This is a genomic window from Pseudomonas sp. NPDC089422 (assembly GCF_044749405.1).
Taxonomy (GTDB): Bacteria; Pseudomonadota; Gammaproteobacteria; order Pseudomonadales; family Pseudomonadaceae; genus Aquipseudomonas.
Genome location: NZ_JBIVHW010000016.1, coordinates 75,230 through 89,395, shown reverse-complemented (window position 1 = coordinate 89,395; position 14,166 = coordinate 75,230). Strand labels below are relative to the sequence as shown.

The 14,166-nt window shown below is 62.7% G+C and carries 17 protein-coding genes, 3 pseudogenes and 1 riboswitch; of the genes and pseudogenes, 11 read left to right on the top strand and 9 right to left on the bottom strand.

The features are described from left to right. Window positions 1-14: 14 nt before the first annotated feature. The gene (locus ACIPZ8_RS25175; RefSeq protein ID WP_400729067.1) at window positions 15-515 is read right to left on the bottom strand and encodes a methylated-DNA--[protein]-cysteine S-methyltransferase; all 501 of its coding nucleotides are present in this window, start codon (window positions 513-515) and stop codon (window positions 15-17) included. Between the two features lie 236 nt (window positions 516-751). Next, window positions 752-994, bottom strand: a pseudogene (locus ACIPZ8_RS25170) (zinc-binding dehydrogenase); the annotation flags it as partial. Between the two features lie 271 nt (window positions 995-1,265). Here ACIPZ8_RS25170 and ACIPZ8_RS25165 point away from each other — a divergent pair. Next, window positions 1,266-1,472 carry a hypothetical protein gene (locus ACIPZ8_RS25165; protein WP_400729064.1) on the top strand — a complete coding sequence of 69 codons (207 nt, stop codon included), beginning with the start codon at window positions 1,266-1,268 and terminating at the stop codon, window positions 1,470-1,472. Window positions 1,473-1,551: 79 nt separating this feature from the next. Next, window positions 1,552-1,917 carry an osmotically-inducible lipoprotein OsmE gene (gene osmE, locus ACIPZ8_RS25160; RefSeq protein WP_400729061.1) on the top strand — a complete coding sequence of 122 codons (366 nt, stop codon included), beginning with the start codon at window positions 1,552-1,554 and terminating at the stop codon, window positions 1,915-1,917. Window positions 1,918-1,933: 16 nt separating this feature from the next. Here osmE and ACIPZ8_RS25155 read toward each other — a convergent pair whose 3' ends face one another. Further along, window positions 1,934-2,263 (bottom strand): hypothetical protein, encoded by a 330-nt coding sequence (locus ACIPZ8_RS25155; RefSeq protein ID WP_400729058.1) that lies wholly within the window; start codon window positions 2,261-2,263, stop codon window positions 1,934-1,936. A gap of 219 nt (window positions 2,264-2,482) precedes the next feature. Continuing rightward, window positions 2,483-2,851, bottom strand: a complete 369-nt coding sequence (locus tag ACIPZ8_RS25150; RefSeq protein ID WP_400729055.1) for a hypothetical protein — start codon at window positions 2,849-2,851, stop codon at window positions 2,483-2,485. Between the two features lie 248 nt (window positions 2,852-3,099). Here ACIPZ8_RS25150 and ACIPZ8_RS25145 point away from each other — a divergent pair, with 248 nt between their 5' ends. After that, window positions 3,100-3,414, top strand: coding sequence for a hypothetical protein (locus ACIPZ8_RS25145; protein ID WP_400729052.1), 315 nt, complete (start codon window positions 3,100-3,102; stop codon window positions 3,412-3,414). 36 nt (window positions 3,415-3,450) lie between these two features. On the opposite strand, the gene ACIPZ8_RS25140 is transcribed toward ACIPZ8_RS25145, so the two are convergent. Both ACIPZ8_RS25140 and ACIPZ8_RS25135 read right to left on the bottom strand, forming a co-directional pair. Then, the gene (locus ACIPZ8_RS25140; protein ID WP_178120111.1) at window positions 3,451-3,612 is read right to left on the bottom strand and encodes a hypothetical protein; all 162 of its coding nucleotides are present in this window, start codon (window positions 3,610-3,612) and stop codon (window positions 3,451-3,453) included. A 144-nt stretch (window positions 3,613-3,756) separates the two neighbouring features. Further along, window positions 3,757-3,903: a hypothetical protein gene (locus tag ACIPZ8_RS25135; RefSeq protein WP_400729049.1), complete on the bottom strand. Its 147-nt coding sequence runs from the start codon at window positions 3,901-3,903 to the stop codon at window positions 3,757-3,759. Window positions 3,904-4,061: 158 nt separating this feature from the next. Further along, window positions 4,062-4,286, top strand: a riboswitch (cobalamin riboswitch). Between the two features lie 96 nt (window positions 4,287-4,382). On the opposite strand from ACIPZ8_RS25135, the gene ACIPZ8_RS25130 reads away from it, so the two are divergent. The 7 genes from ACIPZ8_RS25130 to ACIPZ8_RS25100 all read left to right on the top strand — a co-directional run bounded on the left by ACIPZ8_RS25130 (window position 4,383) and on the right by ACIPZ8_RS25100 (window position 10,884). After that, window positions 4,383-4,568: a CbtB domain-containing protein gene (locus ACIPZ8_RS25130; RefSeq protein WP_400729046.1), complete on the top strand. Its 186-nt coding sequence runs from the start codon at window positions 4,383-4,385 to the stop codon at window positions 4,566-4,568. 7 nt (window positions 4,569-4,575) lie between these two features. After that, window positions 4,576-5,268 (top strand): CbtA family protein, encoded by a 693-nt coding sequence (locus tag ACIPZ8_RS25125; RefSeq protein WP_400729043.1) that lies wholly within the window; start codon window positions 4,576-4,578, stop codon window positions 5,266-5,268. A gap of 17 nt (window positions 5,269-5,285) precedes the next feature. Then, window positions 5,286-5,678 (top strand): cobalamin biosynthesis protein, encoded by a 393-nt coding sequence (locus ACIPZ8_RS25120; protein WP_400729188.1) that lies wholly within the window; start codon window positions 5,286-5,288, stop codon window positions 5,676-5,678. 30 nt (window positions 5,679-5,708) lie between these two features. Continuing rightward, window positions 5,709-6,461, top strand: coding sequence for a precorrin-4 C(11)-methyltransferase (gene cobM / locus ACIPZ8_RS25115; protein ID WP_400729040.1), 753 nt, complete (start codon window positions 5,709-5,711; stop codon window positions 6,459-6,461). Window positions 6,462-6,522: 61 nt separating this feature from the next. Then, window positions 6,523-6,765, top strand: coding sequence for a DUF1272 domain-containing protein (locus tag ACIPZ8_RS25110; RefSeq protein WP_400729037.1), 243 nt, complete (start codon window positions 6,523-6,525; stop codon window positions 6,763-6,765). A gap of 215 nt (window positions 6,766-6,980) precedes the next feature. Further along, window positions 6,981-7,595, top strand: coding sequence for a response regulator (locus ACIPZ8_RS25105; RefSeq protein ID WP_400729034.1), 615 nt, complete (start codon window positions 6,981-6,983; stop codon window positions 7,593-7,595). Between the two features lie 13 nt (window positions 7,596-7,608). Continuing rightward, on the top strand, window positions 7,609-10,884 hold the full coding sequence (locus ACIPZ8_RS25100; protein WP_400729031.1) for a transporter substrate-binding domain-containing protein: 3,276 nt from the start codon (window positions 7,609-7,611) through the stop codon (window positions 10,882-10,884). Here ACIPZ8_RS25100 and ACIPZ8_RS25095 read toward each other — a convergent pair. The 3 genes and pseudogenes from ACIPZ8_RS25095 to ACIPZ8_RS25085 form a co-directional block, all read right to left on the bottom strand. Beyond that, window positions 10,859-11,290 (bottom strand): annotated as a pseudogene (locus tag ACIPZ8_RS25095) (methyl-accepting chemotaxis protein); the annotation flags it as partial. The gene ACIPZ8_RS25100 and the pseudogene ACIPZ8_RS25095 sit on opposite strands and share 26 nt — an antisense overlap. Before the next feature lie 105 nt (window positions 11,291-11,395). Beyond that, window positions 11,396-12,073 (bottom strand): annotated as a pseudogene (locus ACIPZ8_RS25090) (PAS domain-containing protein); the annotation flags it as partial. A 219-nt stretch (window positions 12,074-12,292) separates the two neighbouring features. After that, window positions 12,293-13,312, bottom strand: a complete 1,020-nt coding sequence (locus tag ACIPZ8_RS25085) for a LacI family DNA-binding transcriptional regulator (protein ID WP_400729028.1) — start codon at window positions 13,310-13,312, stop codon at window positions 12,293-12,295. A 206-nt stretch (window positions 13,313-13,518) separates the two neighbouring features. Here ACIPZ8_RS25085 and ACIPZ8_RS25080 point away from each other — a divergent pair, with 206 nt between their 5' ends. Continuing rightward, window positions 13,519-14,058 (top strand): gluconokinase, encoded by a 540-nt coding sequence (locus tag ACIPZ8_RS25080; protein ID WP_400729025.1) that lies wholly within the window; start codon window positions 13,519-13,521, stop codon window positions 14,056-14,058. Window positions 14,059-14,166 lie beyond the last annotated feature (108 nt).

Genomic DNA, 14,166 nt, shown 5'->3' with positions numbered 1-14,166 from the left:
CTGGCACAGATGGTTTACAGGTCCAGGGCCAGGCTCTGCCGCCCTTCCAATGCCAGCAGAAACTGTTTGGCTGGCAAGCCCCCGGCAAACCCGGTCAGGCTCCCGGAAGCGCCGATCACCCGGTGACACGGGGCAATGATCGAGATCGGGTTGCGCCCGTTGGCTGCACCCACCGCCCGCACGGCACTAGGATTGCCGATCTGCCGGGCGATGTCGCTGTAGCTGCGGGTCTCGCCAAAGGGAATGGTCAGCAAGGCCGCCCACACCTGGCGCTGGAACTCGGTACCGGCAAAGTCCAGTGCCAGTTCGAAGCGCTGCCGCGTACCGGCAAAGTACTCGCCCAGCTGTCGGGCCGTTTCGCGCAGCGTCGGATGGTGGTCATCGCGGTGCAACTCGCCAAGCCGCACACGGTTTTCGCGCTCCTCCTCCCACAGCACGGCGGCGAGTCGCTCGCCGCGTGCCACCAGGGTCAGGGTGCCGACCGGAGACGACATCAAAGTAAAGGCGCTGGACATCTGAGTTCCCTACGGCAAACCAGTTTCAGCGCACTTTAACGTCGCTCGCCCCCCGCCGCACCCGCTTTCTTGCGCGGGTTATTCCGCCAGCAGCGACAGCCGGATCAGCATGGGGATGACGGCCATCACGGCATCCTTCACAGCAGCTCGGCAGCAAGCAGGTACAGGCTTTGGCTACCCGCCTTGACGCTGGCGCTCAGCAAGTGGGTAGTGAAGGCGTTGACGAACAGCACCTGCTCGCCGGCCAGGTCGGACTTTTCCGCAGGGTCGGCAATGAAGTCGGCCAGTGCCGGACGAGTGAGCTGCAACGAACCCTTGGTTGCCAGCAACTGTGGGTCGAACGGCGGGATGGCGCCGGAAGCGGTACCGACGCAGACCATCAGGCCACGTTGCTTGAGCGAATCGAGCGAGCCCATGAAGATGTTCTTGCCAACGCTGTCGAACACCACGTTGACGCCGACGCCACCGGTGAGCTCACGCCCTCACCTACCGCCTCCACCACGCCGGAGGCTTCTACGCCAATGCCTTTGGGCAGCGTCACTCCAATCATCGATCTCGACGCAGGGCGTCAGTTCTGGGTCATTGGACTGTAAGCGCTTGGGGTGCGGGATGCTTCGCATCGGGCGACAGCGGGTGTTCATTTGATGACAGACGCCGGCCCTGCGGCTGCAATCTTTTCTTCATGAGCCGCCTTGATGGTTAACAAAGGCCCGACTAATACTTAAGTCTCTGCCTGGGGAGGCACGAAACATGCGACCTAGATTCGTTATCGTCCCGGCTGTGCCCATCGAAAAGCAGTCCTTCCGCATCGGCGCGCGTTATTACGCGGCGACCGTATGCGGCGGTTTCGACATCTATGACAATCAGGAAAAGGAGCGGCTCAAGCCCAGTTACCCGAGCAGGACGGATGCCGAGGTTCAATGTCGGCGACTGAACACAAGTGGCAATGGCGGTTGAATACCGATATCAACCGCCAAGTGCATCGTAAGGCGATTGATGCTGTTCCGTAACGGCGTTCTCTGACGGGAGCACTGCCATGAACAAATCAACTGGTGCGCTGATACTGATGTTGTCAGCGCTCGCTGGCTGTTCGAGTAACTCGTCCATCTACCATGACCAGCCGTTGGTAGCCAAGGTCAATAACGGCATGAGCAAAGAACAAGTGCTGCAGATAGGCGGCAAACCGGGTGCCCAGTCCGACCGCACGGTAGTGCCTGGAACGTGCTTCGACTACATGCTGACCAAGCCGGGGCAGAAGCAACAGCCTTACATGGTCAGCTTCGATCAGGCCGGGAAGGTCGACAAGACCAGCTTCATGACCTGCGCCGAATGGAGCAATGCCCAGCAGAAGTCCCGGCAGGCATTGCCCAGCATGGGCGGAATGGGAGGCTCAGGCTATTGACCCAACCGGCAGCCGGTCACTCGAGGCACTCTCTGGCGGCCAGGCGCAGCTTGTCGCTCGACAGGAAGCTGCCTTTATAGAAGGTTGCCCGGCTGCCATCGTGATACTCGACAACTTCGAGCACCTCATCCGAAGTCACAGCGCTCGGTGCGGTCAACCGATAACCATGGCTGATGGACTTTTGCGTGGTCTGGGGGGAGAGTGCCTGCCACTTTGGCAGTACGCAGGCGGCGTACACATCCGGGGATTTTGCAGTGAGCTTGCTGGCAGTGGGCTTGCCTGGGTTGGCGCACGCAACAAGACTCGCAGCGAGTGCGGCGCAACATAGGATACGAACGGTTGGCATTTGCGATTAACCTGACAGGAACGTGGGCCATTCTAGCCGGGATCGAGCCGCAGGAGTAATCCACCAAGGTCGTGCACAGGCTTGATTGCGACCGCGCAAGACTTCCGTCGAATGGGCAAGACGGCTCCATCCCCTAGAATGCACCAGGCTGATGGATCAGCACCCATCGCAAAAAGCCCGCTCTCATGTGCGGGCTTTTTGCACTTGCAGATCAACGGTTCAGGCTTTTTTACACATCAATGCAGCATCGAGCAGTCTGCCATGGTCGTACCAGGCGTCGCGCTGGTAGGCCGTAAACTGACGCTGGGCGCCTGTGCCATGCAGTTCTACCAGACCATCGGCCTGGGTGGGGTCGGTACTTTCGACGTACAGTTTCACCGAGTTGTCGCCATCGACTTCGTAGGTTTTCACGTTACCTTGAAGTTCGCCTTTGACACACCCCAGATAAGCAGGCGTGCTTCTATCGGTAGTACCGGACGTATAATCATGGCCATCCCGCACATCCCGATTCTGTGCGCACCCGGCCATCAACAGCGTGGCGAAAGTGGTTAACAGCATTGCGCCTGCGACCGATCTTGATCTCTTCACGCGACACGCTCCAGCTGCCCCATCGAGAACTTAGAAAAGAGTGGCCAAACTGAACGCCCTTTTTTGGTTTTCGTGAACCTATGGTACTGCGCAACGCACACAGCCCTATAGGCTTATTTGCTATATGGACAATGGCCCATCACGGGCAACTTTCCGTCTTTCGCGTTATTTCTTTAGCCGAGCGGAACGATTTCAATCAGCCATGTTTCTCATGCGTATAGACCAGGCGCAGCGTTCAGGAGAGACCCATGGTGTGGTGGCTGGAAGTACTCACCCAGTTCGTGATTTCCACCGGCCTCGCCGTGTTCAGCATCTTTTTGTTCTGGGCCTGCACGCTGGCGTTCAGGAGGACGTACAGCAAGCTGCTGTCGACTGCGTTGGCGGTGGCCTTGCTGGGCATCGCCGCCTTTCCCCACGGGGCAAGCTTCGCCATCAGCCAGCAGGCGCTGCTGGGGGTGGGCAACGAATTCCTGTTGCTGGTCGCGGACGCGTCGGGAGTGATCAGCGCCGTGATGATTGCATCGTTCTTCTTCAATCCTGGACGGATGCTCGATGAATCATGAAGGCAGCTGAGCGAACAGCCGCCTGTTTCACTGCTGTCAGCGTGGCCCGCCTCCGTGTCCACCGCCCATCATGCCCGGGCCGCCATGCCCTCCACCATGCCCACCACCGCCACCTGGCGGCATGAACATCCAGCAACCTGCCAGCGTGGATACCAGTGCAGCCACGACGGCGGCACGCAATACATGCTTCAACTTCATTACAACGCTCCAAAAGGCAAAACGGACAGCGCTGCAAGTGTAATTTCCAGACCGGCCGGCCTGGGCGAGCTTTTCCATTTCTTTACAGTTGCGTGGCACAGGCCTGGCCGCAAGCGGAAGGGATGAAGCCAATGCTGCCTTGCATCAGTAACGACGATAGTCCTGGTGACCACCACGATCTCCATCGTAGTAATGCCGGTGGTGATGATCACCGTCGTGCCAGTAAGGCCAGCAGCCACTGAGCAACAACAACCCTGACAACACGACAACCCATGCAGTCTTGCGTTTCATGTGCGTACCTCCGGCCAGGCGAAGCGAGGCCTTGCTTACGTTGGACTGTGCAAAACAGGGAGGTTCGGGCCGGGCGCCAACCACTGATCCTGTTTCATGAAGCCCCCTGCCCCTCGGCACAACGCCATAGCATTTGACGCCACCTTCGCCGCGTGCTCTCCTTACGCCTTGCGTCAGGTGCCCCCATCGGGGGTGAAACGGGAAATCGGTGCGTCGCAGGCCCTCACCAGGGCCGGGCAAATCCGGTGCTGCCCCCGCAACGGTAAGCGAGCGAAGCGTCCAGACCACTGTGCCACGCAGTCCGGCATGGGAAGGTGATGCTTTTCAAGGAGCCCTGCTCCTCCTCGCAAGCCCGGAGACCGGCCTGGCGTTCATGAACACCCCGCGGTGGGCGGGCGCTGTCGCATTCCCTCGGGCGCCCCGTGCCCGGGGCTGCCGCGCTTGTCCCATTGCCTACTAAAAAAGCAGAGGATCGCGTCATGCCCGTCACCAGCGCCAAACACAGCATCACCACCCCCGTTACCCTCAGCCAGCGCGTGGTCATCGCCGTCGGTGCCAGCCTGCTCGGCCTGTGCCTGGTCTACTTTGCCGGGTTCTCGCACATCGAAGCCGTGCACAACGCCGCGCACGACACCCGCCACAGCGCCGCCTTCCCTTGCCACTGAGGCTGCCATGATCATGCGTATCGCCCGCACTGCCGGGTTCAGCGGCCTGCTCGCCGCGCTGTTGCTGACCCTGCTGCAAAGCTTCTGGGTCGCACCGCTGATCCTCGAGGCGGAAACCTATGAATCGGCCGCTCCCGCAGCCGAGCACCACAGCCACGGCGAAGAGGCCAGCGCAGGCCACACCCACAGCGAGGAAGCCTGGTCGCCAGAAGATGGCTGGCAGCGCATCCTGTCGACCACCGGCGGCAATCTGGTGGTCGCCGTCGGCTTCGCCCTGATCCTTGCCGCCCTGTACAGCCTGCGTGAGCCGGGCCGCACCAGCACGGGCGCACTGTGGGGGCTGGCCGGTTTTGCCGTGTTCTGCCTGGCGCCGACCTTGGGCTTGCCGCCGGAACTGCCAGGCACTGCCGCCGCCGACCTCGGTCAGCGCCAGAGCTGGTGGATCGGCACCGCAGCCGCGACCGCAGTGGGCCTGGCCCTGCTGGTGTTCGCGCGCCATGGCTTGCTCAAGGCACTGGGCGCGGTCTTGCTGGTGGTGCCGCACGTGATCGGTGCTCCGCAACCGGAAGTTCACGAAAGCCTGGCCCCGCAAGCCCTGGAGGCTCAGTTCAAGATCGCCTCTTGGCTGACCAACGCGGCCTTCTGGGTGGCCCTGGGCCTGCTCAGCGCCTGGCTGTATCGCCGCTCCAGCCACGCCTGATGGCCATCGACCAGCCATTGCCGGCACTGTATGCCGGCTTCGGCTGCCGCCGGGGTTGCCCGGTGGAGGTTCTCGACGCCTTGCTGCATGAAGTGCTGCAGCAGCACGGCCTGAATGCCATCGCACTTCGCGGCTTTGCCAGCATTGCCGGCAAGGCCGACGAGCCAGGCTTGCAACAGCTCGCCGCACGTCACGCCCTGCCGTTGGTGGTTTTCGCTGCCGAGCAGTTGCAGGTGTACGAGCCACAGCTCAGCCACCACTCGGCAGTCGCCTACGCCCACAGCGGCTGCTGGGGCGTCGCCGAGAGCACGGCACTGGCCCTGGCCAGCCTCAGCCATGCCAGCGCCACACTCAGGGTGCCCCGCCAGGTGCGTGGCCCCGCTACCCTGGCACTGGCCTGCGCCGGATAATCGCTTCTTTCATCAATTCAAGGATCTGCCATGACGGTCTACTTCATCGGCGCCGGCCCCGGCGACCCGGAACTGATCACGGTCAAGGGACAACGCCTGATCCGTCAGTGCCCGGTCATCATCTATGCCGGCTCGCTGGTACCCGCGGCGGTGCTCGAAGGGCATCAGGCCGAGACGGTCATCAACAGTGCCGAACTGCACCTCGAGCAAATCATCGACGCCATCCGCGCCGCACATGCCAACGGTCAGGACGTGGCCCGGGTGCACAGTGGCGACCCCAGCCTGTATGGCGCCATCGGCGAACAGATCCGCCACCTGCGCGAACTGGGCATCGACTACCAGATCATTCCCGGCGTCACCGCCACTGCCGCCAGCGCGGCGCTGCTCGGCTGCGAACTGACCCTGCCGCAAGTGGCGCAGACGGTCATCCTCACCCGCTACGGCGACAGCTCACCCATGCCCGCAGGCGAACAGCTCGGTGAGCTGGCGCGGCATGGCAGCACCCTGGCCATTCACCTCGGGGTCAGGCACCTGCCACGCATTGTCGAAGAACTGTTGCCCCACTACGGCACTGACTGCCCGATCGCAGTGGTTCACCGTGCCACCTGGCCGGACCAGGACTGGGTGCGCGGCACCCTGGCCGATATCGTCGAACAGGTTGCCAGCAAGGGTTTCCGGCGCACCGCTCTGATCCTCGTCGGCCATGTGCTAGGCGATGCGCCGTTCACCGAGTCGGCGCTGTACCGCGCCGGCCACGCCCACCTGTACCGCCCCGGCGACTAGCATTGCCAAGCTGACGAGGGGCGGAGCAGACTGCGCATTCCACCAGACCGGAGGGATACCCATGCTGGAACTGCGCCCCAATTGTGAATGCTGCGATGCCGATCTGCCGGGCGATAGCCCTGACGCCCTGATCTGCTCGTTCGAATGCACCTTCTGCCGCAACTGCGCAGACCACCGCTTGCAGGGACGTTGCCCGAATTGCGGCGGCCAGTTGCTGGCCCGCCCGACGCGGGTTGGCCAGGCCTTGAGCAACAACCCCGCCTCGACCCAGCGGGTCCTGAAGCCTCACCCGACCTGCGCCTGACCCTCCGCTAACACAGGCACCGCCACTTCTGACGGTGTCTGTAACGGCGGCCGTGTAGGAAATTTCCACAATACCGGCTCGCTTGTTCAACACATCTATACTCGCCATTACCATGGGTCCGGAATGGTCGTATCGTGCCGCACAGCAGAAAAAGCTTGCAGACGTATACCTGATTGCTTCAGGAAACCGACCACATTCCGACAGGAGTTAGTGACATGACAACCGTGCTGATCGTTGATGATCATGCCATCGTTCGTTTTTCCTTGCGCATACTGCTCGAGCGTGAGCGCTTTCGCATCGTCGGCGAGGTCGACAATGGCAGCGAAGTGGCGCAGAAGGTGCGCGAATTGCGCCCGGATGTGGTGCTGCTGGACATAGGGCTCCCCGGCCTCGATGGCATGGAAGTCATCAAGCGCCTGCAACAACAGGAGCCGGCCCCCAAGATCATGGTGCTGACCGGGCAGGCCACCGACCTTTACGTGCGCCGCTGCCTGGATGCCGGCATCGGTGCATTCGTCACCAAAGGCGAAGACCTGGAAGCCGTGGTGTTCGCCCTCAAGGCCCTGATCAAGGGCTACTCCACCTTCCCCCAGATGTCAGTGAACAGCAATACCCTGGAGAGCGAGCCAGAGCGCCTCGGCAGCCTGTCCAACCGCGAAATGGAAGTGCTGCGGCGCCTGAGCCGGGGTGAAAACAACAAGAACATCGGCGCCTGCATGAACCTCAGTGCCAAGACCATCAGCACCTACCGTGGCCGCATCATGGAAAAGCTCAAGACCGAATCACTGGTGGAAATGGTTGATCTGGCCAAACGCAACCAAGTCAACTGAGCGTGCGGGTAGCATGAAACCTGTCCTGGCCGGCCTGACCCTGTTCATCGCCCTGCTCTGCTACCCGTTCTTGGCGCTTGCCGAGGGTGAACCAAGGCATTTGCTGGCACGCGCCACCAGCGCCGCGCAACCGCTGCAACTGGATGACGCCGACCGCCAGTGGTTGCAGCGGCGCGGCGTGTTGCTGCTGGGGAGTTCACGGCCGGATTACCCACCCTTCGAGATCAACGTCAGCCTGGCTGATTACGAAGGCCTGAGCGCCGATTATGCCGGGCTGATCGCCGAGCAGCTGGGCGTACAGATCGAAGTCAGGCGGTTCGCCAGCCGTCATGAAGCGATCGCCGCGTTGCGTGCTGGCACCATCGACCTGCTGGGCAGCTCAAATGGATTCGAAGCTGCCGATGCCCAGCTCAGCCTCAGCCTGCCCTATGCCGACGACCTGCCGGTGATCGTGACGCGCGAGGACGCCGCCCTGAAACAGGGCAAAGAACTGGCCGGCTTGCGCCTGGCGATGGTCGACCACTACTTGCCGAGCGAGACTGTCCGGGCCCTCTACCCCAAGTCACAACTGATCCTCTACCGCTCGACCCTGGAGGGCCTTGCGGCGGTCGAAATGGGCAAGGCCGACGCTTATCTGGGCGATGCCATCAGTACCGATTTCCAGATAGGCAAGAGTTACCAGGGCAGGGTGAAGATCGATCATTTCTGCCAGGTGGCGCCCGGCTACTTTGCCTTCGCTTACGCCAATGACAACCCGCGGCTGCGCCGCCTGGTCGATAGCGCCATGGCCAGGATCACCGAAAGCGAGCGCCTGAACATCCTGCGCCGCTGGAGCAGTGGCAATACCAGCCTGCTGCTGGAACGTCACTTGTCCGTGCTGACGGAGGAAGAAAAGCACTGGATAGCCCGACATCCGACGGTCAGCGTGCTGGTCGACACGGCCCTGGCCCCGCTGACGTTCAACGACGCCGAGCAGCATGTCAGTGGAATCACCGTCGACCTGCTCAAGCAGATCACCCTGCGTACCGGCTTGCAGTTCAGGTTCATCGAGCAAGGCAACGTGCAGCAGATGGTCGAAAAGGTCGCACGGGGCGAGGCACAGATGATCGGGGCACTGGGCTATGGCACGGAGCGCGCAGCACAGCTGCGCTATACCCGCCCCTACCTGGTCAGCCCCAGGGTGCTGGTGACGCGCGACCAGGCGCCCTCGCCACTGCACGCCAGAAACCTGAACGGGCAACGTATTGCCCTGCTGCAAGGCTCCCACCTTCGCGCCGAAGTGCTTCAGCGCTTCCCGCAGGCGAAACTGGTCAAGGTGAACAACCCCCTTGGCCTGATGGAAGCGGTGGCGAACGGTGACGCCGACGCCGCCTACAGCAGTTTTATCAATGCCTCGTACTACATCAACCAGGTGTTCAAGGGGCGCCTGCGTATCGCCGATGTCCTGGGGGACGAGCTGGCCGTCGCCGCCTTTGCCGTCGCCCCTGACCTGCCGCAGTTGCAGGCCATCCTCGACAAGGCGCTGATGAGCATTCCTCCCGAAGAGCTGGAACAGTTGATAAACCGCAGGCGCACCAGCACCTTGGTCAGCGACAGCCCCTGGCGCAACTACCGCACGCTGGCCCTGCAAGTGCTGGTGCTATCAGCCCTGCTGCTGGCGGGCGTGGTGTTCTGGAACAGCTACTTGCGCAAGCTGATCCACCAGCGCACCGAAGCTCAGCGCGCGCTACAGGCCCAACTGGCCTTCAGCCGCGGGCTGCTGGAGCAACTGCGCCAGGCCAAGGATGAAGCAGAACAGGCCAGCAAGACCAAGAGCGCGTTCCTGGCAACCATGAGCCACGAGATCCGCACCCCCATGAACGCTGTGATAGGCCTGCTGGAGCTGGCACTGGAAGACAACCGCTCTGGCCAGTGCGACACCCAGACCCTGCAGACCGCCCACGATTCCGCCATCGGCCTGCTCGGGCTGATCGGCGACATCCTTGATATCTCCCGCATCGAATCCGGGCACATGACCCTGCAACCGGTGGCCACCGACCTGGTCGAACTGCTGCGCAGCACCCTGCGCGTGTTCGAAGGTAACGCGCGGATAAAGGGCTTGCACCTGCAAGACGAGCTGCCAGCGGGGCCGCTCTGGGTCCTGGCTGACCCGTTACGGATCAAGCAGATCCTTTCCAACCTGTTGAGCAATGCCATCAAGTTCACCGATCGTGGCGACGTACAGGTCAGCCTTGCGCTCAAACCCTCGACAGCAGGCGGCACCGCGTTGGTCGAGCTGGGCGTGACCGACACGGGTATCGGCATTGCCGTCCAGGATCAGGCCCGGCTGTTCAACACCTTTACCCAGGCGTCAGGCCCACGGGCGAGCCAAGGCGCGGGCCTTGGCCTGGTCATCAGCCGGACCCTGACCGAACTCATGGGGGGCAGGCTGGACCTGCAAAGCGTGGAAGGCATCGGCACCCGTGTGCTCGTCCAGTTGCCGCTGCCACTGAGCGCGCCACCCGCGCCCGCAGAACACAATGCAGTCACCGACCAAGCCGAAAGCGGGCCACTGAAGGTGCTGGTGGTCGATGACTACCCTGCCAACCTGCTGCTGCTGGAAAAGCAGCTGCACAGCCTCGGTCACCAGGTGACGCTGGCCGAGAATGGTGAAGCGGCGCTGGCCTTGTGGCAAACCCAGGCCTTTGACCTGGTCATCACTGACTGCAGCATGCCGGTGATGGACGGCCACGAGTTGGCCCGCAGGATTCGGCAACGCGAGCAAGAACGCGGGCTGCCCGCCTGCAATATTCTGGGCGTGACCGCCAATGCCCAGGCCGAAGAGCGCCAACGCTGCCTGCAGAGCGGCATGGACGACTGCCTGTTCAAGCCCATCGGGCTGCAGACACTGAAGGCGCACCTGCCTCATGCGCGTGCCATCGCCGATGCAGCCGCACCAAGCGCCAGTGGTTTCTGCCTGAACGAGCTGCACCACCTGACCCAGAATGACCAGCAGCTGACCCGGCGCCTGCTCGAACAACTGACGCAAAGTGCCCGCGAAGACCTGGCCGCTCTGCAAGCCCTGGATGCCGCCAGCGATCGCGAGGCGCTGCGCGCACTCGCCCATCGGATCAAAGGGGGGGCGAAGATGCTGCGGGTACGCGGGGTGGTCAAGGATTGCGAAGCCATTGAACAGGCCCATGACCAGGGACTACCGACAGACTCGCTGCACCTGCAGCTGGAAGCGAGCCTGCAGGCCTTGCTGCGGGAACTGGGCGACACCCTCAGTGCAATTGCAGCGTCGAGTTGATCTGGCTGATGGCGTCGACCACGTGACGGGAACCCTGCTGGATTTCCATGATCACCGTTCCCGCCTCGTTGGCCAGGGCCACGCCACGCCCGGTGCGTGACAGGCTCGACTGCATGCTGGCCACGGCGGTCAGCGACAGGTCGTGGTTCTGGCGCACCACATCGACGATTTCCAGCGTCGCCTTGCTGGTGCGCGCTGCCAGGCTGCGCACTTCATCGGCCACCACGGCAAAGCCGCGGCCATGCTCGCCGGCCCGGGCCGCCTCGATGGCTGCGTTCAAGGCCAGCAGGTTGGTCTGGTCGGCAATGCCGCGGATGGTCAGCACGATCTGCCCGATGACATCCGACTGTTTGCTCACCGCATCGATACTGCGCGCGGCGTCATTGAGCTCCTGGGAAATCTGCTCGATGACCTCCACAGTCTGCTGCACCACTTCGGTACCCTTGCGCGCGCAGGCATCGGTCTGCACCGAACTGGCATGGGCCGCATCGGCGGCGCTCTGTTGGGTGCTGACCTGCGCGGTGATGTCGCTGGCGAACTTGACCACCTTGTACAAGCGCCCTTTGCTGTCGAAGATCGGGTTGTACGAGGCCTCCAGGTAAATCGTCTGGCCCTGCTTGTTGATCCGCTCGAAGCGGTGCGAGTGGTATTCGCCGCGATTGAGTGAAGCCCAGAACTCGCGGTAAGCGCCGGATTCGCGTTCATGGGGCAGGCAGAACAGCCCATGGTGACGCCCCACCACTTCTTCCAGGCGATAACCCATGGTCGCGAGGAAGTTCTGGTTGGCCTTGATCACCCGCCCCTGCGGCGTGAACTCGACCACGGCCATGGACCGACCAATGGCCTTGAGCAGGCTTTCGCTCTCGTGTTCGTCCTTCACCCGCTGGCTGATATCGGCCGCCACCTTGATCACGCTGGTGACCTGCTGTTGATCGTCGATCACCGGCATGTAGCTGGCTTCCAGCCAGACCTCGCGGCCTGCCTTGTCGACGCGCTCGAAGGTGCCGCTGATGGCCTTGCCCTGCCCCAGTTCATGCCACAGTTGCTGGTACTCTGCGCTCTTGGCGTAGCCTGGTTCGCAGAACAGGCGGTGGTGCTTGCCGCGCAGTTCGTCGACGTCGTAGCCCATGGCCTGGCAGAACTGGGCATTGGCGTCGAGAATGGTACCGTCGGGGGCGAACTCGATCATGGCCATACAGCGGCTGATCGCGGCAAGCTTGGCCTGGGTCTCGACCAGGGCCTTGCGGGTGCGCTGAATCTCTATCAAATCAGACTTGCGGTGGAAATCGAACATGGCGCCAGGATCCTTCATGCCCAGGGTTTTCTGAGCATAGATCGGCTTTGTTACCGTGCAAGCAACTTGATATCACTTTGTGATTAACCAGTTAGCGACGCTTTCTGAAAAACCTCATGAACTCTCGCGCACCATCAGTTCAAAGCCCAGGTCCTGCTGCTCGGTCGCTACCCGCTTGCCATCGAGCAGCGCCAGCAGTGCCTGGGCGGCTCCCCGACCAACGGCCGCCCGTGGGGTGCGAATGGAGGTCAGGCGCGGCACCATGTGCGCCGAAGCAGGCAAGTCGTTGAAGCCGACCATGGCCACCTGGCGCGGCACCTCGATGCCTTGACGCAACGCCTGCAACACCGCGCCCTGGGCAAGGTCGTCGTTACAGAAGAAGATGCCATCCACATCGGGAGCCTGCGCCAGCAGCTGGCTGAACAGTTCACTGCCCAGTGCGATGGACGACGGTTGCGGCGCCAGAATCTCCAGCTCGGTGGCCTGCATGCCGGCCTCGGCCAGGGCCTGGCGGAAGCCTTCGGCGCGCTGCATCACCCGGGGGTCGAGTTGCGCGGCAATGAACGCCAGGCGCCGCCGGCCACGCTCGATCAGGTGCGTTGCCGCGGCACGCCCGGCCTGCTGCTGGGAAAAGCCCACCGACAACGCGCCGGCCTCACCACCCAGCTCCATCATGTGTACGCAAGGCACGCCGCTGGCGACCAGCATCTGCCGCGCCGCGTCGCTGCGATCGAAGCCGGTGAGCAGCATGCCGCAAGGCTGGTAGGCCAGGTAATTGCGGATCAGGTTCTCTTCTTCGTCGAGGTCGTAGTGATAGTTGCCAATCAGCACTTCCAGCCCACGCGGGCGCATCACCTCGTGGATGGCCTCCAGGGTGTCGATGAACAGCTGGTTGGACAGCGACGGAATCAGCACCACCACCGACTGGCTGCGCGCCGACGCCAGCGCCCGGGCCGCAGGGTTGGCGACGTAGCCCAGGGACGCAGCAGCGGCCATGACCTTTTCCACCAGTTCCGGGGCAACCGTGCTGACCCCGCGCAATGCGCGCGAAGCGGTAATCGGGGAGACCCCGGAAAGCCTGGCAACTTCAGCCAGCGTGGGACGACCTGTGGTACGAGAGCCTGTGCGGGACATGGATGTTGTAATTTTACTACTTGCAGGAATGGGGAACGGCCACTAAGGTAGCGCTGTCTCAGGACGCAGGCAATGTAATCTTTGGTAGTGGCCACTGCAGCACGCTGCCAAGCGTCCATACTGCGTAAGGACAAGATCAATAACACCGGGGAGGTGGCGTTTCGTCCGCGACGAGACAGCGCTATCTCACCCCGCAGGAGGTACTGATGAATTCTCCCCTGTCCGCCATCGTGGTGATGGGCGTGGCCGGCTGCGGCAAAAGCTGCGTCGGTGATGCCATTGCCAAGCGAAGCGGCGGTCGCCTGATCGAAGGCGACGCATTCCACCCTGCCGAAAACATTCGCAAGATGAGTGCCGGCATCCCGCTGGACGACGATGACCGCGCCGGTTGGCTGGTGCGCCTGGGCCAGGAGCTGCAAGCGACGGTGAAGGCCGGCGAACGGCCGATCCTCACCTGCTCCGCGCTCAAGCGCCGCTACCGCGACACCCTGCGCGCAGCGATGCCAGAGCTGGTGTTCGTGTTCCTCGAACTCACCCCCGCAGAAGCGGAAAAGCGCGTGCTCGCCCGCCCCGGCCATTTCATGCCGGCCAGCCTGATCGACAGCCAGTTCGCTGCCCTCGAGTCACCCAGGGGCGAACCCCTGACCCTGCCGCTGGACGCCACCCTGCCGATTGCGGTGCTCGCCGAAACGGTCGACACCTGGCTAAAGCCCTGCGGTGAGCGGAACCTGGCGCGGACTGCCTGAACCGGCGGCTTTTCCGGCTCACCAAAGATAGCGCTGTCTCGACGCCTGATGGCGGCGAAAGTTCAATAAATGCTACGCCCAAAACAACGATAAGACCGAGGCATCAAA

What these genes read in the sequence shown, in the direction of transcription:
- ACIPZ8_RS25175 (WP_400729067.1), bottom strand. Translation starts at nt 515, where the DNA reads ATGTCCAGCGCCTTTACTTTGATGTCGTCTCCGGTCGGCACCCTGACC.
- ACIPZ8_RS25165 (WP_400729064.1), top strand. Translation starts at nt 1,266, where the DNA reads ATGCGACCTAGATTCGTTATCGTCCCGGCTGTGCCCATCGAAAAGCAG.
- osmE (WP_400729061.1), top strand. Translation starts at nt 1,552, where the DNA reads ATGAACAAATCAACTGGTGCGCTGATACTGATGTTGTCAGCGCTCGCT.
- ACIPZ8_RS25155 (WP_400729058.1), bottom strand. Translation starts at nt 2,263, where the DNA reads ATGCCAACCGTTCGTATCCTATGTTGCGCCGCACTCGCTGCGAGTCTT.
- ACIPZ8_RS25145 (WP_400729052.1), top strand. Translation starts at nt 3,100, where the DNA reads ATGGTGTGGTGGCTGGAAGTACTCACCCAGTTCGTGATTTCCACCGGC.
- ACIPZ8_RS25140 (WP_178120111.1), bottom strand. Translation starts at nt 3,612, where the DNA reads ATGAAGTTGAAGCATGTATTGCGTGCCGCCGTCGTGGCTGCACTGGTA.
- ACIPZ8_RS25135 (WP_400729049.1), bottom strand. Translation starts at nt 3,903, where the DNA reads ATGAAACGCAAGACTGCATGGGTTGTCGTGTTGTCAGGGTTGTTGTTG.
- ACIPZ8_RS25130 (WP_400729046.1), top strand. Translation starts at nt 4,383, where the DNA reads ATGCCCGTCACCAGCGCCAAACACAGCATCACCACCCCCGTTACCCTC.
- ACIPZ8_RS25125 (WP_400729043.1), top strand. Translation starts at nt 4,576, where the DNA reads ATGATCATGCGTATCGCCCGCACTGCCGGGTTCAGCGGCCTGCTCGCC.
- cobM (WP_400729040.1), top strand. Translation starts at nt 5,709, where the DNA reads ATGACGGTCTACTTCATCGGCGCCGGCCCCGGCGACCCGGAACTGATC.
- ACIPZ8_RS25110 (WP_400729037.1), top strand. Translation starts at nt 6,523, where the DNA reads ATGCTGGAACTGCGCCCCAATTGTGAATGCTGCGATGCCGATCTGCCG.
- ACIPZ8_RS25105 (WP_400729034.1), top strand. Translation starts at nt 6,981, where the DNA reads ATGACAACCGTGCTGATCGTTGATGATCATGCCATCGTTCGTTTTTCC.
- ACIPZ8_RS25100 (WP_400729031.1), top strand. Translation starts at nt 7,609, where the DNA reads ATGAAACCTGTCCTGGCCGGCCTGACCCTGTTCATCGCCCTGCTCTGC.
- ACIPZ8_RS25085 (WP_400729028.1), bottom strand. Translation starts at nt 13,312, where the DNA reads ATGTCCCGCACAGGCTCTCGTACCACAGGTCGTCCCACGCTGGCTGAA.
- ACIPZ8_RS25080 (WP_400729025.1), top strand. Translation starts at nt 13,519, where the DNA reads ATGAATTCTCCCCTGTCCGCCATCGTGGTGATGGGCGTGGCCGGCTGC.